Genomic DNA, 14,660 nt, shown 5'->3' on the forward strand with positions numbered 1-14,660 from the left:
AAAATTCTGCTTTCGGAACTGCAATTCCGACACATAACGGCTTACGCCATGAGCCATGCGGAAGAACAACAAGCAAAAAACGCATTTTTCCACAACCACGTTTTTTGAAAATCATTGCACCGACCAATTTTCCGGAGAACTTGGCCGTCAAACTTCGTCCATGCCGCGACAAACATTCCGGCATCGGGCAATAAAAACAAAAAAGCATTCGGGGCGACATGTGGCCATTAACAGAGTCCGGCTGCCATTCCCCAAATGCTTTTGTGGACTGCAAAGATAGCAATAAAAAATGAAACTTCACCCCAAAAGAGGAACTTTTTTTGTCATTTTGTGTAAATCATGCCACAACCACGTTCTTTGAAGCTCATTGCACCGACCGATTTTCCGGAGAACTCGGCCGTCAAACTTCGTCCATGTCGCGACAAACATTCCGGCATCGGGCAATAAAAACAAAAAAAGCATTCGGGGCAACATGTGGAAATCAAAATTCCGGCTGCCAAGCCCCAAATGCTTTTGTAGGTTGCAAAGATAGCAACAAAAAATGAAACTTCGCCAAAAAAGAGGAACTTTTTTTGTCATTTTGTGTAAATCATGCCACAACCACCTTCGTTTTCAGCCTTTCCCTCATGAAAAGGATTGGCATGAAGCCATTTCAATCCGAGGCAATCGGCAGAAATCCCACCTTGCCTCATCGGTGCGGCAACCTCATTTCGCCTCTCGCAAACTCCTCGTCCGCATCACACCGGACGGGAGGCCGCGCCCACTCCACGAGAACGGGCGACAACGGCATAACGAGTAGGAAATTCTATCTCTTAGTTAGAAAATTCTACCTCTGAGGTAGTTTTTTCTGCAATGGAGGTAGTTTTTCGTCATCGTCTGTCGAAAAAAAACGTACTTTTGCAAAAACACCACTCATATAGAATAAATGTCCGACACCTCCCTAAAAGACAAAACCGCCAAAGGCATGCTTTGGGGCGGATTGAGCAACGGTGCGCAGCAAGTGCTCAATCTTGCTTTCGGCATCGTGCTGGCCAATCTGCTCACGCCCGAAGACTACGGCATGGTGGGAATGCTCACCATTTTCTCGCTCGTGGCCGCCACCATTCAGGAGAGTGGATTTACCGCCGCGCTGACCAATCGCCCCTCGATGGTGCACCGCGACTACAATGCCGTGTTTTGGTTTTGCCTGCCCGTGAGCCTCACGCTCTACGGCGTGCTCTTTGCAGCCGCACCCCTCATTGCCGATTTCTATTCCGCACCGGAGCTGACGCCGCTGGCTCGCTATTTGTTTCTGACGTTCGTCATTTCAGGTTTGGGGATCGTGCCGAGTGCGCGCCTCTTCAAGACGTTGCGCGTGAAAGAGCGCACGCTTTCCAACCTCATTGCCCTCATGACATCGGGCGGCGTGGGCATCACGCTGGCCTCTCTCGGCTATTCGTATTGGGGCATTGCCACGCAAACGCTCGTCTATGTGACCGCGAACACTACGCTCTATTGGTGGTTTGCGAAATGGCGGCCGACGCTCGCATGGGACTTCGCCCCGATTCGGGAAATGCTGGGTTTCAGCAGCAAACTGCTGGTGACCAACATCTTCAACCACATCAACAACAACTTCTTTTCGCTGGTGTTGGGACGGTTTTATGCCGACACCGAAGTGGGACACTACAATCAGGCCAACAAATGGAACTTCATGGGGCATTCCATGGTGACGGGTGTGGTCAATGGCGTGGCACAGCCGCTTTTTGTCGAAACGGGCGGCGACCGCGAGCGGCAGGCGCGAGTGTTTCGCAAAATGATGCGCTTCACCTGCTTTTTGGCTTTCCCCGTGATGTTGGGACTTGCCATCGTTGCCCACGAACTCATTCTCCTGACCATTACGTCGAAATGGCTCGTGGCGGCCGACATGCTCTCCATGCTCTGCGTGAGCGGAGCATTTTTGCCCGTGACGGCACTCTACACGCAGTTTTTGCTCAGCCGCGGCAGTGCGCATATATATATGTGGGGGTTGATTGCCTTGGTCTGCGTGCAACTCTCGGCGGCCGTGGCGGTCTATCCCTATGGCGTGATGACGATGCTGGCCGTTTATGTCGGCATCAACCTTGCATGGATTCCCGTGTGGCACTACTTCGTGCGCCGCACACTCGGCATCGGCTATCGGCAGGGCTTGCTCGACATCGCCCCCTTCCTGCTCGCCGCAGGCGGCACAATGGCCGCCACCTGCCACATCGTAGCTTGGCTCGACGCGCCGTTGCTCGGAGCCTTGCTGCTCAAAATACCGATCGCCGCCCTCCTCTACACGGGCATTTTGTGGCTGAGCGGCGCAAAAATTCTGAAAGAAAGTTGGGACTACCTCGTCCGAAAAAAACGCTAACCCGATCTCCCCTCCCACCATGATGACTTCCCCCTCTCCCACTCCTGCCGAACCGACACTCATCCCCATCTTTTTCACCTTCGACGAGCACTACGTCGTGCCGGCCATTGTGACCTTTCACAGCTTGCTCCGCCATGCCGATCCGCGTCATCGCTATGCGCTCCACGTGCTCCACTTCGGGCTGTCGGACGATGCACGGCGGCGACTCGGCGAAACGGTCGGCCGGTTCGACAACGCCACGCTCGAATTTCACGACACTTCGACTTACGACGTCGAAGTGGAGCAATGTCCGGGCAAGTCGCATTTTTCCAAAGAAATCTTTTTCAAACTCTGCGCCGCCGATCTTTTTCCGCAATACGACCGCATTCTTTGCTCCGACGTCGATGTTGTGTTTTTGGGCGACATCGCGCCGTCGTTTTTCGCCTTTGAGGGCGAAGACTTCTACTATGCCGGTGTAGACACCGTCTTGCCCTCCGACCGCATGAAGCTCTACCCGGATTTCTCCGAGGAGGAGCGTTATTTTTTGGCAAGAGAAATCTGTGCCTGCTACCTGCTCTTCGACCTGCGCAACATACGCCGCGACGGCATGCAGCGCGTCATGACCGACTACTACAAGGCCAACTATCCGCGCCTCCATTTTCCCGAACAAGACTGCATGGCGCTGACCTGCCGCGAGCAGGTGCGCATCCTGCCGCTCCACAACGTGGTGCAAAACAACTACTATGCCGTCGATGCCGATACCACCCCGTTCTATCCCCTCAACCTCGGCCTGCCGACCGAGCCCGAAGCACGACGCGCGGCATTCAAAGACGCACTCACGCGACCTGTGCAACTGCACTACATCGGCCCTCGAAAACCGTGGAACTCCCTCGGCGTGACGCGACAGAAAGACTGGTTTGCGGCGTTGATTGACAGCGGACAAACGGCCTTCTACCTCCGCTCCCTGCCGTCGATCGTGAGGCAACGCTGTCGCCAATACAGCGCGAAACGCTTGTTCGGAAAACTGAAAAAACGCCTTTCGCTTTGATTTCAACATGATTTGGCGTACATTTGCAGCCTACTAACGTCAAGAATATGTACAACAATAAAATCGTGGTCTACACCTCCGGAACGTTCGACATGTTCCACTCCAACCACCTCAAAATGATCAAATACGCTCGCGGACTGGGCGACACGCTCATCGTCGGCGTGAGCACCGACGAGCTGGTCAGCAGCTACAAACGGCCGCCCGTCATCCCCTTTGAAGAACGTCTGGCCATCATCGAGGCTTTGAAATATCCCGACGTGATCATTCCGCAACGCTCCCTCGACCACACCGAAGCCGTCAAGAAGCTCAACATCGACGTCTTCGTCGTGGGCGACGACTGGACGGGCAAATACGACTATCTCACGGAGTTGGGCGTTACGGTGTTCTACTTTCCGTATGGCGACGGCGTGAGTTCGACAAAAATAAAAGAGGAGGTGCTGAAAAACTATCGGGATCTCAAAAGCAAAGTCGAGATGCGCGTCAATCCCGACGTGAAAGTGAAAGATTAGCAACACCGCGGACGAAGGCGGGCAGGCAGCCGCTCTTGATCGGATGCGCCGAAAAAGCCGGCAAGGTCAATCTCTCCCGATCGGCCGACATCCTACCCTACCTCAATCCTCCCCGAAGCCTCAACCCAATATGCAAAACTTCGACCCTGCCGCCCTCCGGGCGCGTTTCAACCCCGACGGTTCGCCGCTGCGCCGCATGCAGGAACGCATGACCGAGATGCTGCGCGAAATCGACCGCATCTGTCGCAAACACCACCTGCGCTACTGGCTCTGCTCCGGCACTCTGTTGGGCTGCATCCGCCACGGCGGCTACATTCCGTGGGACGACGACCTCGACATCGAAATGATGCGCGAAGACTACGACCGTCTGCTCAAAATTCTGCCCGACGAACTGCCGCCGCATCTCAAACTACAAACCCACGACACCGATCCGGGCTATTTCTATTGCTTCGCGAAAGTGCGCGATACACGGAGCCACCTCACCGAAACCAACGACTACGACCGCATCTTCAAGCATCGCGGCATCTTCATCGACATCTTTCCCTACGAAAAGATGCCCTTGCCGCTGCTCTGGCTGTCGAACCGCACCTTCGGGCGGGTCTACAAAGTGATGAAAAACCCCGAATACAACCCTCAGCAACTTGTGCGGAAAACGTCGGCCATCTACGATTTCAACCATCGCTACGTTTTCCCCCTGCTCCGACTGCTGGCACGCTTCTGGCCGACCGAGAAGCTGAACTATTCGCCCGGCATCCCCTACGACAACACCATTTACGAGCGCGAAACTTTCCCCCTGCGCAAGGCTGTTTTCGATGGTTTTGAAGCCCCCATTCCGGCCGACACGGAGGCCTATCTGCGTCGCAAGTTCGGAGATTACATGAAATTGCCCGACCTCGACCGCCTGCACCCTCACGCCGCACATTTTGAGTTCTATGATTAACCCTCTCGCCCCTGTTGCCCTCTTTGTTTACAACCGCGCAGACAACACCGAGCAAACCCTGCGCCACCTTGTGGCCAACACGCTGGCCGGCGAAACGGACGTTTATGTCTTTTCCGACGGCGGAAAGGACGATGCCTCGTGGGCGGCCGTGAACGAAGTGCGCCGGTTGGTGCGCAACTTCAAAAAAGAGGCAGCCGCCACGGGCGCACTGAAAAGCCTCACGCTCATCGAACGCCCCGAAAACGTGTATCTCGAACGCAACATCATCGACGGCATTGCCCACGTGTTGAAACGACACGACACGATCATCGTGCTGGAAGACGACATCTGCACCGCGCCCCACTTCTTGGCTTTCATGAACCAAGCTTTCTCGCTCTATCGCAACGAGCCGCGCGTGATGCACGTCACGGGCTTCACTCATCTCTCCCTCCTCGAAGAGCACCCCGACATGGTAAGCGCGGAAAACGAAACCTACTTCACGCACCACGCCGGAGGCTGGGGCTGGGGCACATGGCGCGACCGTTGGCAACACTTCGTGCATTTCGCATCGGAAGCGGAAGCCCTCGAAGGACTGACCGCGGAAGACATCGACCGACTGCAATACGGCGGAGCTTTTCCCTGCCTGCACTCCCTCGACCGCACCCCCATTCCGTGGGACGTGTGTTGGGAGATCGCCGTCGGCAAAGCCGACGGCCTCGCACTCGCACCGGCACACACCTTGGTGCGCAACATCGGCCTGAAACAAGGCACCCACTTCGGAAGGGCTTTCGACTGCTTGCAGCGTTTCAGCTACGACCGCCGACCACTCTCGCGCCCCGTTGCCATTTCCTATCGGACGCCCGCGCCCAATCCTCAAATTGAGCAACTTTTTGCCGAGGCCATTCGCGACTGGGGCATCCGCTACACCCGACTCGGAAAGGCAGTGAGGTGGTTATACAAAAGACTGTTGAAGAAAAAGGTGTGAGAGAAAAACGACGGCATGCTTTTCAAGAAAAAAAGGATGACCGACAAAAGATTGTATTGTTTTTTTGGTCACAACCGAAAAAGTGTGTAATTTTGCATTGAGAAAGAACGGCAACTCTTTCTTCCACCTTTTTTGGGGTATGGTGTAATGGTAACACTACAGATTCTGGTCCTGTCTTTCCTGGTTCGAGTCCGGGTACCCCAACAAAACACATAAATCTTTTATTGTCCGACAACGTTTCTCCCCGAAAGCCGCTCAGCAGCTTTCGGGGAGAAATGCGTTTTGTCGCCACCTGCCGAAACACGGCTGCGACAAACGGAAAGATGACAAACGGGAAGTTCCGCAAAACGGTCAATACCACAAATCGAGAAACAGCGGCAGATGATCGCTCACACCGCCATGATAGCGCGTGCCGAGATAAGTGCGCTTGGGCTTATAGTCATCCAGCTCGGTTCTTTCGAGCAAAAAAGGCAATGCAAGAATGCGGCAATCTTCCGGCGAAGTCGTCAGCGAAGCATCGGGACGGAGCAAAGAGGGAGAAACAAGGATTTGGTCGATGCGACTCCAACGACGGCGAAAATAATAGGTGCCTTCGACCGAAAGATTGCCCTCGGAGGGATAAGGGCGGGCATCGGCGGCAAGCGAAACGAAATGAGGCGCGAGCACTTCGCGAACGCAGCGATCGCGAGGTTCGTCGTTGAAATCTCCCATCAGCAGAAATTTCGGGCAGGCACGGTGTCGCAACAAACTGTCGGCAATCGCCGCCACCACGCCTGCGGCACGAAGACGATAAGGTTCCGTAAAGACGGCACCGCCGCGCCGCGAAGGAAAATGAACGACAAACACATCCAACGTGTCGCCACGGGGAGTGCGCCCGGTGGCAAGCAGCACGTCGCGCGTGGGGCGTTCTCTCGCCGCGTCGTAAGGAACGGCATAAGACGCATGGGAGATGAGGGCAAAAGCCTCCGGCTGATAGAGCAACGCAACATCAATGCCGCGACGATCGCAAGAAGAGGTAACGAGATATTCATAGCCCAAACGGGCAAGACGAGTGCGACGACAAAGGTCGTGAACCACACTGTCGTTTTCCACCTCGCAGAGAGCAATAAGCTCCAATGGGCGCACACCGCCACAGGCCACAATCGTCTTGGCCAAATCGCCCAACTTGCGATAATAACGGCGAGTGTGCCAACCCCGTTCGGCCGTGGGGAGAAACTCGGAGTCGTCGGCATCGGGAGCGGGAAGCGTGTCATAAAGATTTTCCACATTCCACGACATGACGCGAAAACGCATTTTCTGCTCCGGAAGCCGCTTGCGATAACTCCAACCGCTTTGTGCCGAAAGAGAACAGAAAGACAACCAACAGTAAAACAAAAGAATGGCGCGGAGATACATGCTTATTCGTGATGATAAGGCTCGCCTTTGAGAATGGTCATGGCACGATACAGCTGCTCGACCATGAAAAGACGCACCATTTGATGAGAAAAAGTCATGCGCGACAAAGAAATTTTCTCTTTGGCCGCAGCATAAACAGCCGGTGAAAAACCGTAAGCACCGCCTACAACAAAAACCATGCGCCGAGCCACAGAGGCGTGAGCCATATCGAGATAGCGGGCAAACTCCACCGAACGAAACTCTTTGCCGCCTTCGTCGAGAAGCACCACTCTATCTCCCTCTTTCAAGGCTTTAAGAATAAATTCTCCTTCACGCTCTTTCTGCTGATCGACAGAAAGAGATTTTGCATTGCGCAGTTCGGGAATAACCTCCATGTCAAACGGCACATAGTGCTTGATACGCGCGACATAGTCGGCAATAAGAGTTTCGAGATGCTTGTCCACCGTGCGACCGACAACGAGAAGAAGGATTTTCATGATGACAAATAGAAATAAGTATGGTTGCAAAAGAAAATCCCCTCTTTCCGAAGAAAAGAGCTTCGAGGGAAAGAGGGGATGCAGTTAAAAGGAATTTGAAAATTATTCCTCAGTCTTCTTACGACGCGTGGAACGACGCTTTGGCTTTTCTTCGGTCGGTTTTTCAATTTTGATACCGGCCAATTCGGGATCGATCATGATACGACCGCAGTATTCGCATACAATCACTTTTTTGCGCATACGGATGTCGAGTTGCCGTTGAGGCGGAATTTTGTTGAAGCAACCGCCACAAGCATCACGCTGCACATAGACGATACCGAGACCGTTGCGCGAACTTTTGCGAATGCGCTTGAAGGCCGTGAGCAAACGAGGTTCGATCGAAGTTTCGATGCTTTTGGCTTTTTCACGAAGTTTTTCTTCCTCCGCCTTGGTTTCCGAAACAATTTCATCAAGCTCAGACTTCTTTATATCAAGATCGGCCTTACGCTCCGACAACACATTGCGCCCTTTGTCAAGATCTCCCTGCTTGGCATTGATCAGACGTTCGGCTTCTCCGATTTTCTTTTTCAGCAACTCAATTTCAAGACCCTGAAATTCAATTTCCTTGGTGAGATTGTCATACTCACGATTGTTGCGCACATCGTTGAGCTGCTCTTGGTAACGAGTCATCATCGCCGTGGCCTCGTCAATGGCTTCTCGCTTGCGCGAAATATCGGCACTGATTCGTTCGATTTCTTCTTCGTATTTTCCAAGACGATGGGTCAAGCCTTCAATCTCGTCTTCGAGGTCTTGAACTTCAAGAGGAAGCTCTCCGCGGAGCGTTTTGATTTTGTCAATCTCCGAAAGTTTGGTTTGAAGCTGATAGAGATTCTTCAACTTCTGTTCGACCGACATGTCGGCAGGATTTTCTTTTTTAGTTGCCATATTTCAAGTTGTGTGATTTAGAAGTGAGTCAGATGTAGCGTATGGGGTTTGTATTGACCGATGTCATAAGCACGGGAAGCTGTGGAAACTCCCGTGTCAAAATGCGTTGCATAAGATCAATGGTATATCGCTCGCTTTGATAGTGACCGAGAGCGGCAAGCCATATATCATTTTCACGCCCGAAGAAATGATGATACCCAATCTCTCCGGTAAGAAAAAGATCGGCACCACACTCCACTGCGCGTTCGATCAAAAAATCTCCAGATCCGCCGCAAATGGCAACACGCTCAATCGTCGTTTGCACGCTTGGGCTGTATTGTATGCAATCCACTCCGAAAACGGATTTGAGATGTTGCAGCAATTCATGAGGCGTATAAGGTTTCGCCAAACGCCCGATCACCCCGCTCCCTCCGCTCCCGTCAGACAACGGAGCAAGAAAAGAGAGATCTGTCATGTTGAGCTTTCGTGCCATTTCATGACTCACTCCATCGACAGTGTTGTCCAAATTGGTGTGAGCGGCATAAATGGAAATATCATGACGAATGGCCAAACGTACGCAACGCTCCACATAAGTTTCGTCTGCTATACGTTTCAATCCGCGAAACAAAAGCGGATGATGGGCAATGATTAAATTAAGCCCTTTTTGTATGGCTTCGTTGATCACAGCCTCGGTCACGTCAAGGCACAATAATGCCCCTGAACACTCACTCCCTGTTATTCCGATCTGCAAGCCGGCATTATCATAGCTTTCTTGCAGGGGCAGCGGAGCAAACTTTTCAAGGGCCTCTACTACTTCTTTGATTTTCATAAGGCGGAGGGCAAACAGTGTTTTGACTTCTAAGTTGCCGTATTGCGGTGCAAATTTACTTTTTTTTGAGAGAACATGCAAGAAAAGAGAGCCAAAAATCATGCCGGGTGCAAATTAGAGCAACTCATTGCTCCCAATGCCTGTTGATTAAATCCATATAATAGGTTTTAAGGTCATGTGCCATATCAAATCCAATTCCTATGATAATATTCGGTTCTAATGATAAAGTCTGCGCTATCGACTCAAATTATAGCATAATTTCCTTGCTCCTCATTCACAAGAAGCGGATTTAGAAGTGTTGCTACCGACTCAAAAGTTTCTTGCTCGGAAAATTGTATTTTGGGCCGTCCCCACCACCCTTCAATAAATCTCCTATATTGACATTGTATAGTACGGCGAGGTGCCTTTGCCAAGCTACTATTATAAAAGGAATCCACCTTGCTATAATGGCCATTGGTCAATGAAAAGAAATAGCGCCAAGTTTCTGATATTCCATTTGCATCGAACCCGGGACGTTCAATTATCTCCACCACGTCCAATCTATGAACTTCGGCATATTTAGAGAATGCTGTTTTTAATATTTCACTTGCCTCTTTATCAGAAGAAGGTGCGCTATACCCAAAAATTGTCACCTTGCCTGCTCTTGAAATGTAGTCCTTCGCAACATTCCATTGGTCACGAATAAAAATATCGCTATTGTAATCCTTTTGTTCCACTGGATACAACAATGGAACCCTTTCGTATGATGTGCCACATTTCGGACATAGGTTTTGTATTGGGCCAAAAGTCATGCAGTCTTTACATAGTCCTGCCCCTACATTTCCGTGTAAGAATAAAATTTGCGGTCTATTCCGGGTAATTTTCTCCACTCTGTTATATGCCTGTATAAGCAAACTATCCCAGTTGAAAGAAACAATACAGTCTTTTTCTGTGAGCGAAAGAATCAGAAGATCATAGATAGTCAAGGTGGTTGGAAGATGAATATTTGAGAAATAGTTGTAAAGAACTTCTTCCATGACAATCCGTGCATCTTTACACTCATCATAACGCCTAAACAACTCACTGTATATGTCTTCCAGATTCTTGCTTTTCGTTTGCAATGTGATTCCTTTAATGATTTCATCTAATCCGACCTGCTCAACGGCTTCGTTCATCGTTGGGCAAGATTTGCCCATGACTGCCCTTGAAGCACCAGCTCCTACTATTACAACATGAGGACGTCGGCAATATAATTCTTCTATACTCTTTTCCATATACTGGCTAATTAAACGTATCTCCCCTATGAGCAGTGTTGCGTCATACCTTGCTTACAACCTCATATTTCGTTCTTATTGTTTCAAGTGTTGTAAATTCTATTGTTTGCAGCATATCAGCAAAGTGCATACAATTTAGCAAACGTAAAGCCCCTCTTTGGATATATTCTTATTTCTGATTTGTCCGGCAAACTCATATCCTCAATAGATAAGCATGTATCTGTTGCCGACATTTTATACTCCCCGGCTCAGCTATCCACAAGATAGGACTATCAAAAGAGTATAAGCCTTCTCCTTACTTCGCTCATCTATATTGCTTATCTCACTCATGTTTCGTAGCTTTGTCATTATTGTTTACAATCTCCCAATAGCCATTACGACGACCATTTTTACGCTCTAAAATACCTTGCTTCGACAATTTTACGGTCATAGTCTTTACCGTGCGCTCCGACTTTCCTATATGCACAGCTATTTCCTTTTGCGTTGCGTTAGGCTTTTCCTTAATGAAGTTGAGCAACGCTAATTCTTCTAAGATGCAATTCAAAGTGCAAATATTGCACTTTGGAGCGTTCTTCGTTGCACTTTGACTTTCTGCCGATACATGCAGATACCTATTCTTTAACTCATTCTGCTCACCTAATATCAGATTGCGGAAGAAAGCGTCAAGATATTGCGTTGTGGCAAAGATAGATACCTTGGGGAATATTATTATAGTTGGCACGAACAAGCGCATTACGGAAATACCTTATTTGTCATCTGTCGTATAAATCCTTTGGATGAACCGGTAATATCTCAGTTGGCTGAAATAACAGTTCAAGGTTCGGTTGTCGGCGATTACAAACGCACGGATTCACAATAGTGAAACTCTTACCAAGTTCTCTGCAAGCCATATTTCCTTAATCCCTTTCTTGATAAGCCCCCCCTTTTATTCTGTTGGTTGGACTTTTCATAAATATTTATGATAGTTTGCAAATATAGCAAATTTTCTTGTATAAGGAGATCAAAAAGAGGAGAAAGTATCCCCTTAAAGATACAAAGAAATTGCGACATGACAAAGAAAAAGACCGCATCAAAACCAATGGGTTTTGACACGGCCTCATTTACTATTTGTTTCATGCTCGTTTGTGAGCGGAATTATTTCACTTCTTCAAAATCGGCATCCTGGATGTCTTCCTTGCCGTTTTGCTGAGCACCACCCTGCGTGCCTTGGTTGAAGCCACCTTGCTGGAAGCCTTCGGCACCGGGTTGCGCACCGGGAGCACCGCCCTGTTGATACATCTTGCCGACAGCGGCGTTGAGCTCGGCAGTGGCGGCATCGATGGCTGCAATGTCTTGCGCCTTGTGGGCATCTTTGAGCTTGCTCAGGGCAGCTTCCACTTCGCCTTTGACGTCGGCAGGGAGGTTGGCACCGTTTTCTTGAAGCATGTTTTCGGTTTGGAAAATCATGCTGTCGGCCTGATTGATCTTTTGGATGCGTTCGGCTTCGGCCTTGTCGGCTTCGGCGTTGGCTTCGGCCTCGGCTTTCATGCGGTCGATGTCTTCTTTCGAGAGATTGCTGGAAGCCTCGATGCGGATGCTTTGCTCTTTACCGGTGGCTTTGTCTTTGGCCGATACGTTGAGAATACCGTTGGCGTCGATGTCGAAAGTCACTTCGATTTGAGGCACGCCGCGACGGGCGGGAGCAATGCCGGCGAGGTTGAAGCGACCGATGCTCTTGTTTTGAGCCGCCATGGTGCGCTCACCTTGAAGGACGTGGATCGTCACTTCGGGTTGGTTGTCTTCGGCGGTGGAGAAGGTTTGGCTGCGTTTGCAGGGAATGGTGGTGTTGGCTTCGACGAGTTTGGTCATCACTCCGCCGAGGGTTTCGATACCCATCGACAGAGGAGTCACGTCGAGGAGTACGATGTCGCTCACGCCGCTTTCTTTGTTGAGAATGGCACCTTGAATGGCAGCACCCACGGCCACTACTTCATCGGGATTAACCCCCTTGGAGGGAGCTTTTCCGAAGAAGTTTTGCACGAGTTCCTGAACGGCAGGAATACGGCTCGAACCGCCGACGAGAATGACTTCATCGATTTCGCTCGTGGAGAGGCCTGCATCGCGGAGGGCGTTTTCGCAGGGGATGCGGCAGGCTTGGATGAGGCCATGCGCAAGTTGTTCGAACTTGGCGCGGCTGAGGGTCTTCACCAAGTGCTTGGGCACACCGGCCACGGGCATGATGTAGGGGAGGTTGATTTCAGTGGAGGCGGAGCTGGAAAGCTCGATTTTGGCCTTTTCGGCAGCTTCTTTGAGTCGCTGCATGGCCATGGGATCGCCGTTGAGGTCGGCTCCTTCGTCGTTTTTGAACTCTTGCACGAGCCAGTCGATGATGACTTGGTCGAAGTCGTCGCCGCCAAGGTGGGTGTCGCCGTTGGTGGAGAGCACTTCAAACACGCCGCCGCCAAATTCGAGAATGGAGATGTCGAACGTTCCGCCACCGAGGTCGAAGACGGCAATCTTCATGTCTTTGTGAGCTTTGTCCACGCCATAGGCCAAGGCTGCGGCCGTAGGCTCATTGACGATGCGCTTCACTTCAAGACCGGCAATTTGTCCGGCTTCTTTGGTGGCCTGACGTTGAGAGTCGGAGAAGTAGGCGGGCACGGTGATCACCGCTTCGGTCACTTCTTGTCCGAGATAGTCTTCGGCGGTTTTCTTCATCTTTTGAAGCACCATGGCCGAGATTTCCTGCGGCGTGTAGTTGCGGCCGTCGATGGCCACGCGAGGCAGACCGCCGTCGTTCACCACTTTATAGGGCACGCGTGAAGTTTCTTTGTCTACCTGTGCAAAGTTTTCTCCCATGAAGCGTTTGATAGAGTAGACGGTGCGCTGAGGGTTGGTGATGGCCTGACGCTTGGCGGGATCTCCCACTTTGCGCTCGCCGTCGCCGACGAAAGCCACGATAGAGGGCGTGGTACGCTTACCTTCGCTGTTGGTGATCACGAGGGGTTCGTTTCCTTCGAATACGGATACGCACGAGTTGGTGGTTCCGAGGTCTATACCGATAATTTTTCCCATAGTTGTATGTTTTTTTTATTTTGTTTTCGATTTGATTTTCTTTGTCGAACGGCGCAGTCCGTTTGCCGGACATGGCGCCTTACGCCCTCTATTGTGCAAGCCTTGTGCCAAAAGAATGAGTATTCGGCGAGAACTGACAAGACTGCCGTTTTGACAGCCGACAGACTGACAACTGTTCTTTCATACGTTTGGCAAGCATCAATACGAAAAGAAGTTTTGAATAGCGAACGAGGCGATTGATCTATGAAAATCGTTTTCACAATGCCCGAACCCAATCGGGAAGAAAGGAAAAGCACAACTACCTTTGAGTTGAAAAATTCTACCTCTGAGATAGGATATTTTACCTAAGAGATTATGAAATCTGACTCCTGTCGGATCGAGCAACCGTCTTTCTCTCGCGCGCACGCGCGTTACCATAGTGATTATGTTTTGCTTCCGCTGCCTTCGCAAAACAAGATAAGAATTTGAAAATCAGATTATTTAATGCGAAGGCAAGTGAAGGCAAAATAAAAAACTCATTTTCAGACGACTGAAAATCAATCTGTTGATGCGTTTTTTTTGCTTTCACTACTCCCGAAAGGGGGCGGTTTTCGAGCGGAAAAGGCGGAAGGAGGTGAAGGCAACCCCTACTTTTGCCTTCACCGTAAGAGCTATGATTTTCAGACGGTTGAATTTTTCAAAAAGTGTTTGCCTTCACTTGCCTTCGCATTAAACAAATTGATAATCAAAGGGAAAGGCCTTTTTGCGAAGGCAAAACGGCAAAAACAAAAAAACGGGTGGAAAAACGACTAAAAAAGGCGGTTTCATCGGAGAAGGAAGGACGCCCGAAGCGGAAGCCGAGGCTAGTTGTCAAAGGAGCATTGCGCCTTCAAAGAGTTGCCGTTTTTTTTTTTGGGGGGGGGACGAACGAGTTTTTTTTTGAGAGGACGGAAACATTTC

General features: G+C 50.5%; 11 protein-coding genes, 1 tRNA gene and 3 pseudogenes. 6 read left to right on the forward strand and 9 right to left on the reverse strand.

Annotation, left to right across the window (positions count from 1 at the left end; genetic code table 11):
- Positions 1-925: 925 nt before the first annotated feature.
- The 6 genes from EII14_RS03870 to EII14_RS03895 all read left to right on the forward strand — a co-directional run bounded on the left by EII14_RS03870 (position 926) and on the right by EII14_RS03895 (position 6,015).
- Positions 926-2,371, forward strand: coding sequence for a lipopolysaccharide biosynthesis protein (locus EII14_RS03870; RefSeq protein WP_124931250.1), 1,446 nt, complete (start codon positions 926-928; stop codon positions 2,369-2,371).
- A gap of 19 nt (positions 2,372-2,390) precedes the next feature.
- Positions 2,391-3,398 carry a glycosyltransferase gene (locus tag EII14_RS03875; protein WP_124931251.1) on the forward strand — a complete coding sequence of 336 codons (1,008 nt, stop codon included), beginning with the start codon at positions 2,391-2,393 and terminating at the stop codon, positions 3,396-3,398.
- A gap of 47 nt (positions 3,399-3,445) precedes the next feature.
- Entirely contained in the window at positions 3,446-3,907 is a 462-nt protein-coding gene (locus tag EII14_RS03880) for an adenylyltransferase/cytidyltransferase family protein (protein ID WP_124931252.1), read from the forward strand.
- 130 nt (positions 3,908-4,037) lie between these two features.
- Complete coding sequence (locus tag EII14_RS03885; RefSeq protein WP_124931253.1) at positions 4,038-4,847, forward strand: phosphorylcholine transferase LicD; 810 nt, start codon at positions 4,038-4,040, stop codon at positions 4,845-4,847.
- Positions 4,840-5,811, forward strand: coding sequence for a glycosyltransferase (locus EII14_RS03890; protein ID WP_124931254.1), 972 nt, complete (start codon positions 4,840-4,842; stop codon positions 5,809-5,811). The genes EII14_RS03885 and EII14_RS03890 overlap by 8 nt, the downstream gene beginning before the upstream one ends.
- 133 nt (positions 5,812-5,944) lie before the next feature.
- A tRNA-Gln gene (locus EII14_RS03895) sits at positions 5,945-6,015 on the forward strand.
- Between the two features lie 147 nt (positions 6,016-6,162).
- On the opposite strand, the gene EII14_RS03900 is transcribed toward EII14_RS03895, so the two are convergent.
- The 9 genes and pseudogenes from EII14_RS03900 to dnaK all read right to left on the reverse strand — a co-directional run bounded on the left by EII14_RS03900 (position 6,163) and on the right by dnaK (position 13,721).
- The gene (locus tag EII14_RS03900) at positions 6,163-7,206 is read right to left on the reverse strand and encodes an endonuclease/exonuclease/phosphatase family protein (protein WP_124931255.1); all 1,044 of its coding nucleotides are present in this window, start codon (positions 7,204-7,206) and stop codon (positions 6,163-6,165) included.
- A 2-nt stretch (positions 7,207-7,208) separates the two neighbouring features.
- Positions 7,209-7,682, reverse strand: a complete 474-nt coding sequence (rlmH, locus tag EII14_RS03905) for a 23S rRNA (pseudouridine(1915)-N(3))-methyltransferase RlmH (protein WP_124931256.1) — start codon at positions 7,680-7,682, stop codon at positions 7,209-7,211.
- A gap of 102 nt (positions 7,683-7,784) precedes the next feature.
- Positions 7,785-8,606 carry a zinc ribbon domain-containing protein gene (locus EII14_RS03910; RefSeq protein ID WP_124931257.1) on the reverse strand — a complete coding sequence of 274 codons (822 nt, stop codon included), beginning with the start codon at positions 8,604-8,606 and terminating at the stop codon, positions 7,785-7,787.
- A gap of 28 nt (positions 8,607-8,634) precedes the next feature.
- Positions 8,635-9,414: a Nif3-like dinuclear metal center hexameric protein gene (locus EII14_RS03915; protein ID WP_124931258.1), complete on the reverse strand. Its 780-nt coding sequence runs from the start codon at positions 9,412-9,414 to the stop codon at positions 8,635-8,637.
- Positions 9,415-9,656: 242 nt separating this feature from the next.
- A complete protein-coding gene (locus tag EII14_RS03920) occupies positions 9,657-10,667 on the reverse strand; it encodes a hypothetical protein (RefSeq protein ID WP_124931259.1) in 1,011 nt (336 codons plus the stop codon).
- Between the two features lie 64 nt (positions 10,668-10,731).
- Positions 10,732-10,985: pseudogene (locus EII14_RS09450) on the reverse strand (cell filamentation protein Fic); the annotation flags it as partial.
- A 4-nt stretch (positions 10,986-10,989) separates the two neighbouring features.
- A pseudogene (locus tag EII14_RS03930) lies at positions 10,990-11,410 on the reverse strand (winged helix-turn-helix transcriptional regulator); the annotation flags it as partial.
- A 9-nt stretch (positions 11,411-11,419) separates the two neighbouring features.
- Positions 11,420-11,617, reverse strand: a pseudogene (locus EII14_RS09455) (transcriptional regulator).
- A gap of 184 nt (positions 11,618-11,801) precedes the next feature.
- Positions 11,802-13,721: a molecular chaperone DnaK gene (gene dnaK, locus EII14_RS03940; RefSeq protein WP_124931260.1), complete on the reverse strand. Its 1,920-nt coding sequence runs from the start codon at positions 13,719-13,721 to the stop codon at positions 11,802-11,804.
- Between the last annotated feature and the right edge of the window lie 939 nt (positions 13,722-14,660).

Origin of the sequence: Alloprevotella sp. OH1205_COT-284 (assembly GCF_003859795.1) — a bacterium.
Classification (GTDB): Bacteria; Bacteroidota; Bacteroidia; order Bacteroidales; family Bacteroidaceae; genus Alloprevotella.

What these genes read in the sequence shown, in the direction of transcription:
- EII14_RS03870 (WP_124931250.1), top strand. Translation starts at nt 926, where the DNA reads ATGTCCGACACCTCCCTAAAAGACAAAACCGCCAAAGGCATGCTTTGG.
- EII14_RS03875 (WP_124931251.1), top strand. Translation starts at nt 2,391, where the DNA reads ATGATGACTTCCCCCTCTCCCACTCCTGCCGAACCGACACTCATCCCC.
- EII14_RS03880 (WP_124931252.1), top strand. Translation starts at nt 3,446, where the DNA reads ATGTACAACAATAAAATCGTGGTCTACACCTCCGGAACGTTCGACATG.
- EII14_RS03885 (WP_124931253.1), top strand. Translation starts at nt 4,038, where the DNA reads ATGCAAAACTTCGACCCTGCCGCCCTCCGGGCGCGTTTCAACCCCGAC.
- EII14_RS03890 (WP_124931254.1), top strand. Translation starts at nt 4,840, where the DNA reads ATGATTAACCCTCTCGCCCCTGTTGCCCTCTTTGTTTACAACCGCGCA.
- EII14_RS03900 (WP_124931255.1), bottom strand. Translation starts at nt 7,206, where the DNA reads ATGTATCTCCGCGCCATTCTTTTGTTTTACTGTTGGTTGTCTTTCTGT.
- rlmH (WP_124931256.1), bottom strand. Translation starts at nt 7,682, where the DNA reads ATGAAAATCCTTCTTCTCGTTGTCGGTCGCACGGTGGACAAGCATCTC.
- EII14_RS03910 (WP_124931257.1), bottom strand. Translation starts at nt 8,606, where the DNA reads ATGGCAACTAAAAAAGAAAATCCTGCCGACATGTCGGTCGAACAGAAG.
- EII14_RS03915 (WP_124931258.1), bottom strand. Translation starts at nt 9,414, where the DNA reads ATGAAAATCAAAGAAGTAGTAGAGGCCCTTGAAAAGTTTGCTCCGCTG.
- EII14_RS03920 (WP_124931259.1), bottom strand. Translation starts at nt 10,667, where the DNA reads ATGGAAAAGAGTATAGAAGAATTATATTGCCGACGTCCTCATGTTGTA.
- dnaK (WP_124931260.1), bottom strand. Translation starts at nt 13,721, where the DNA reads ATGGGAAAAATTATCGGTATAGACCTCGGAACCACCAACTCGTGCGTA.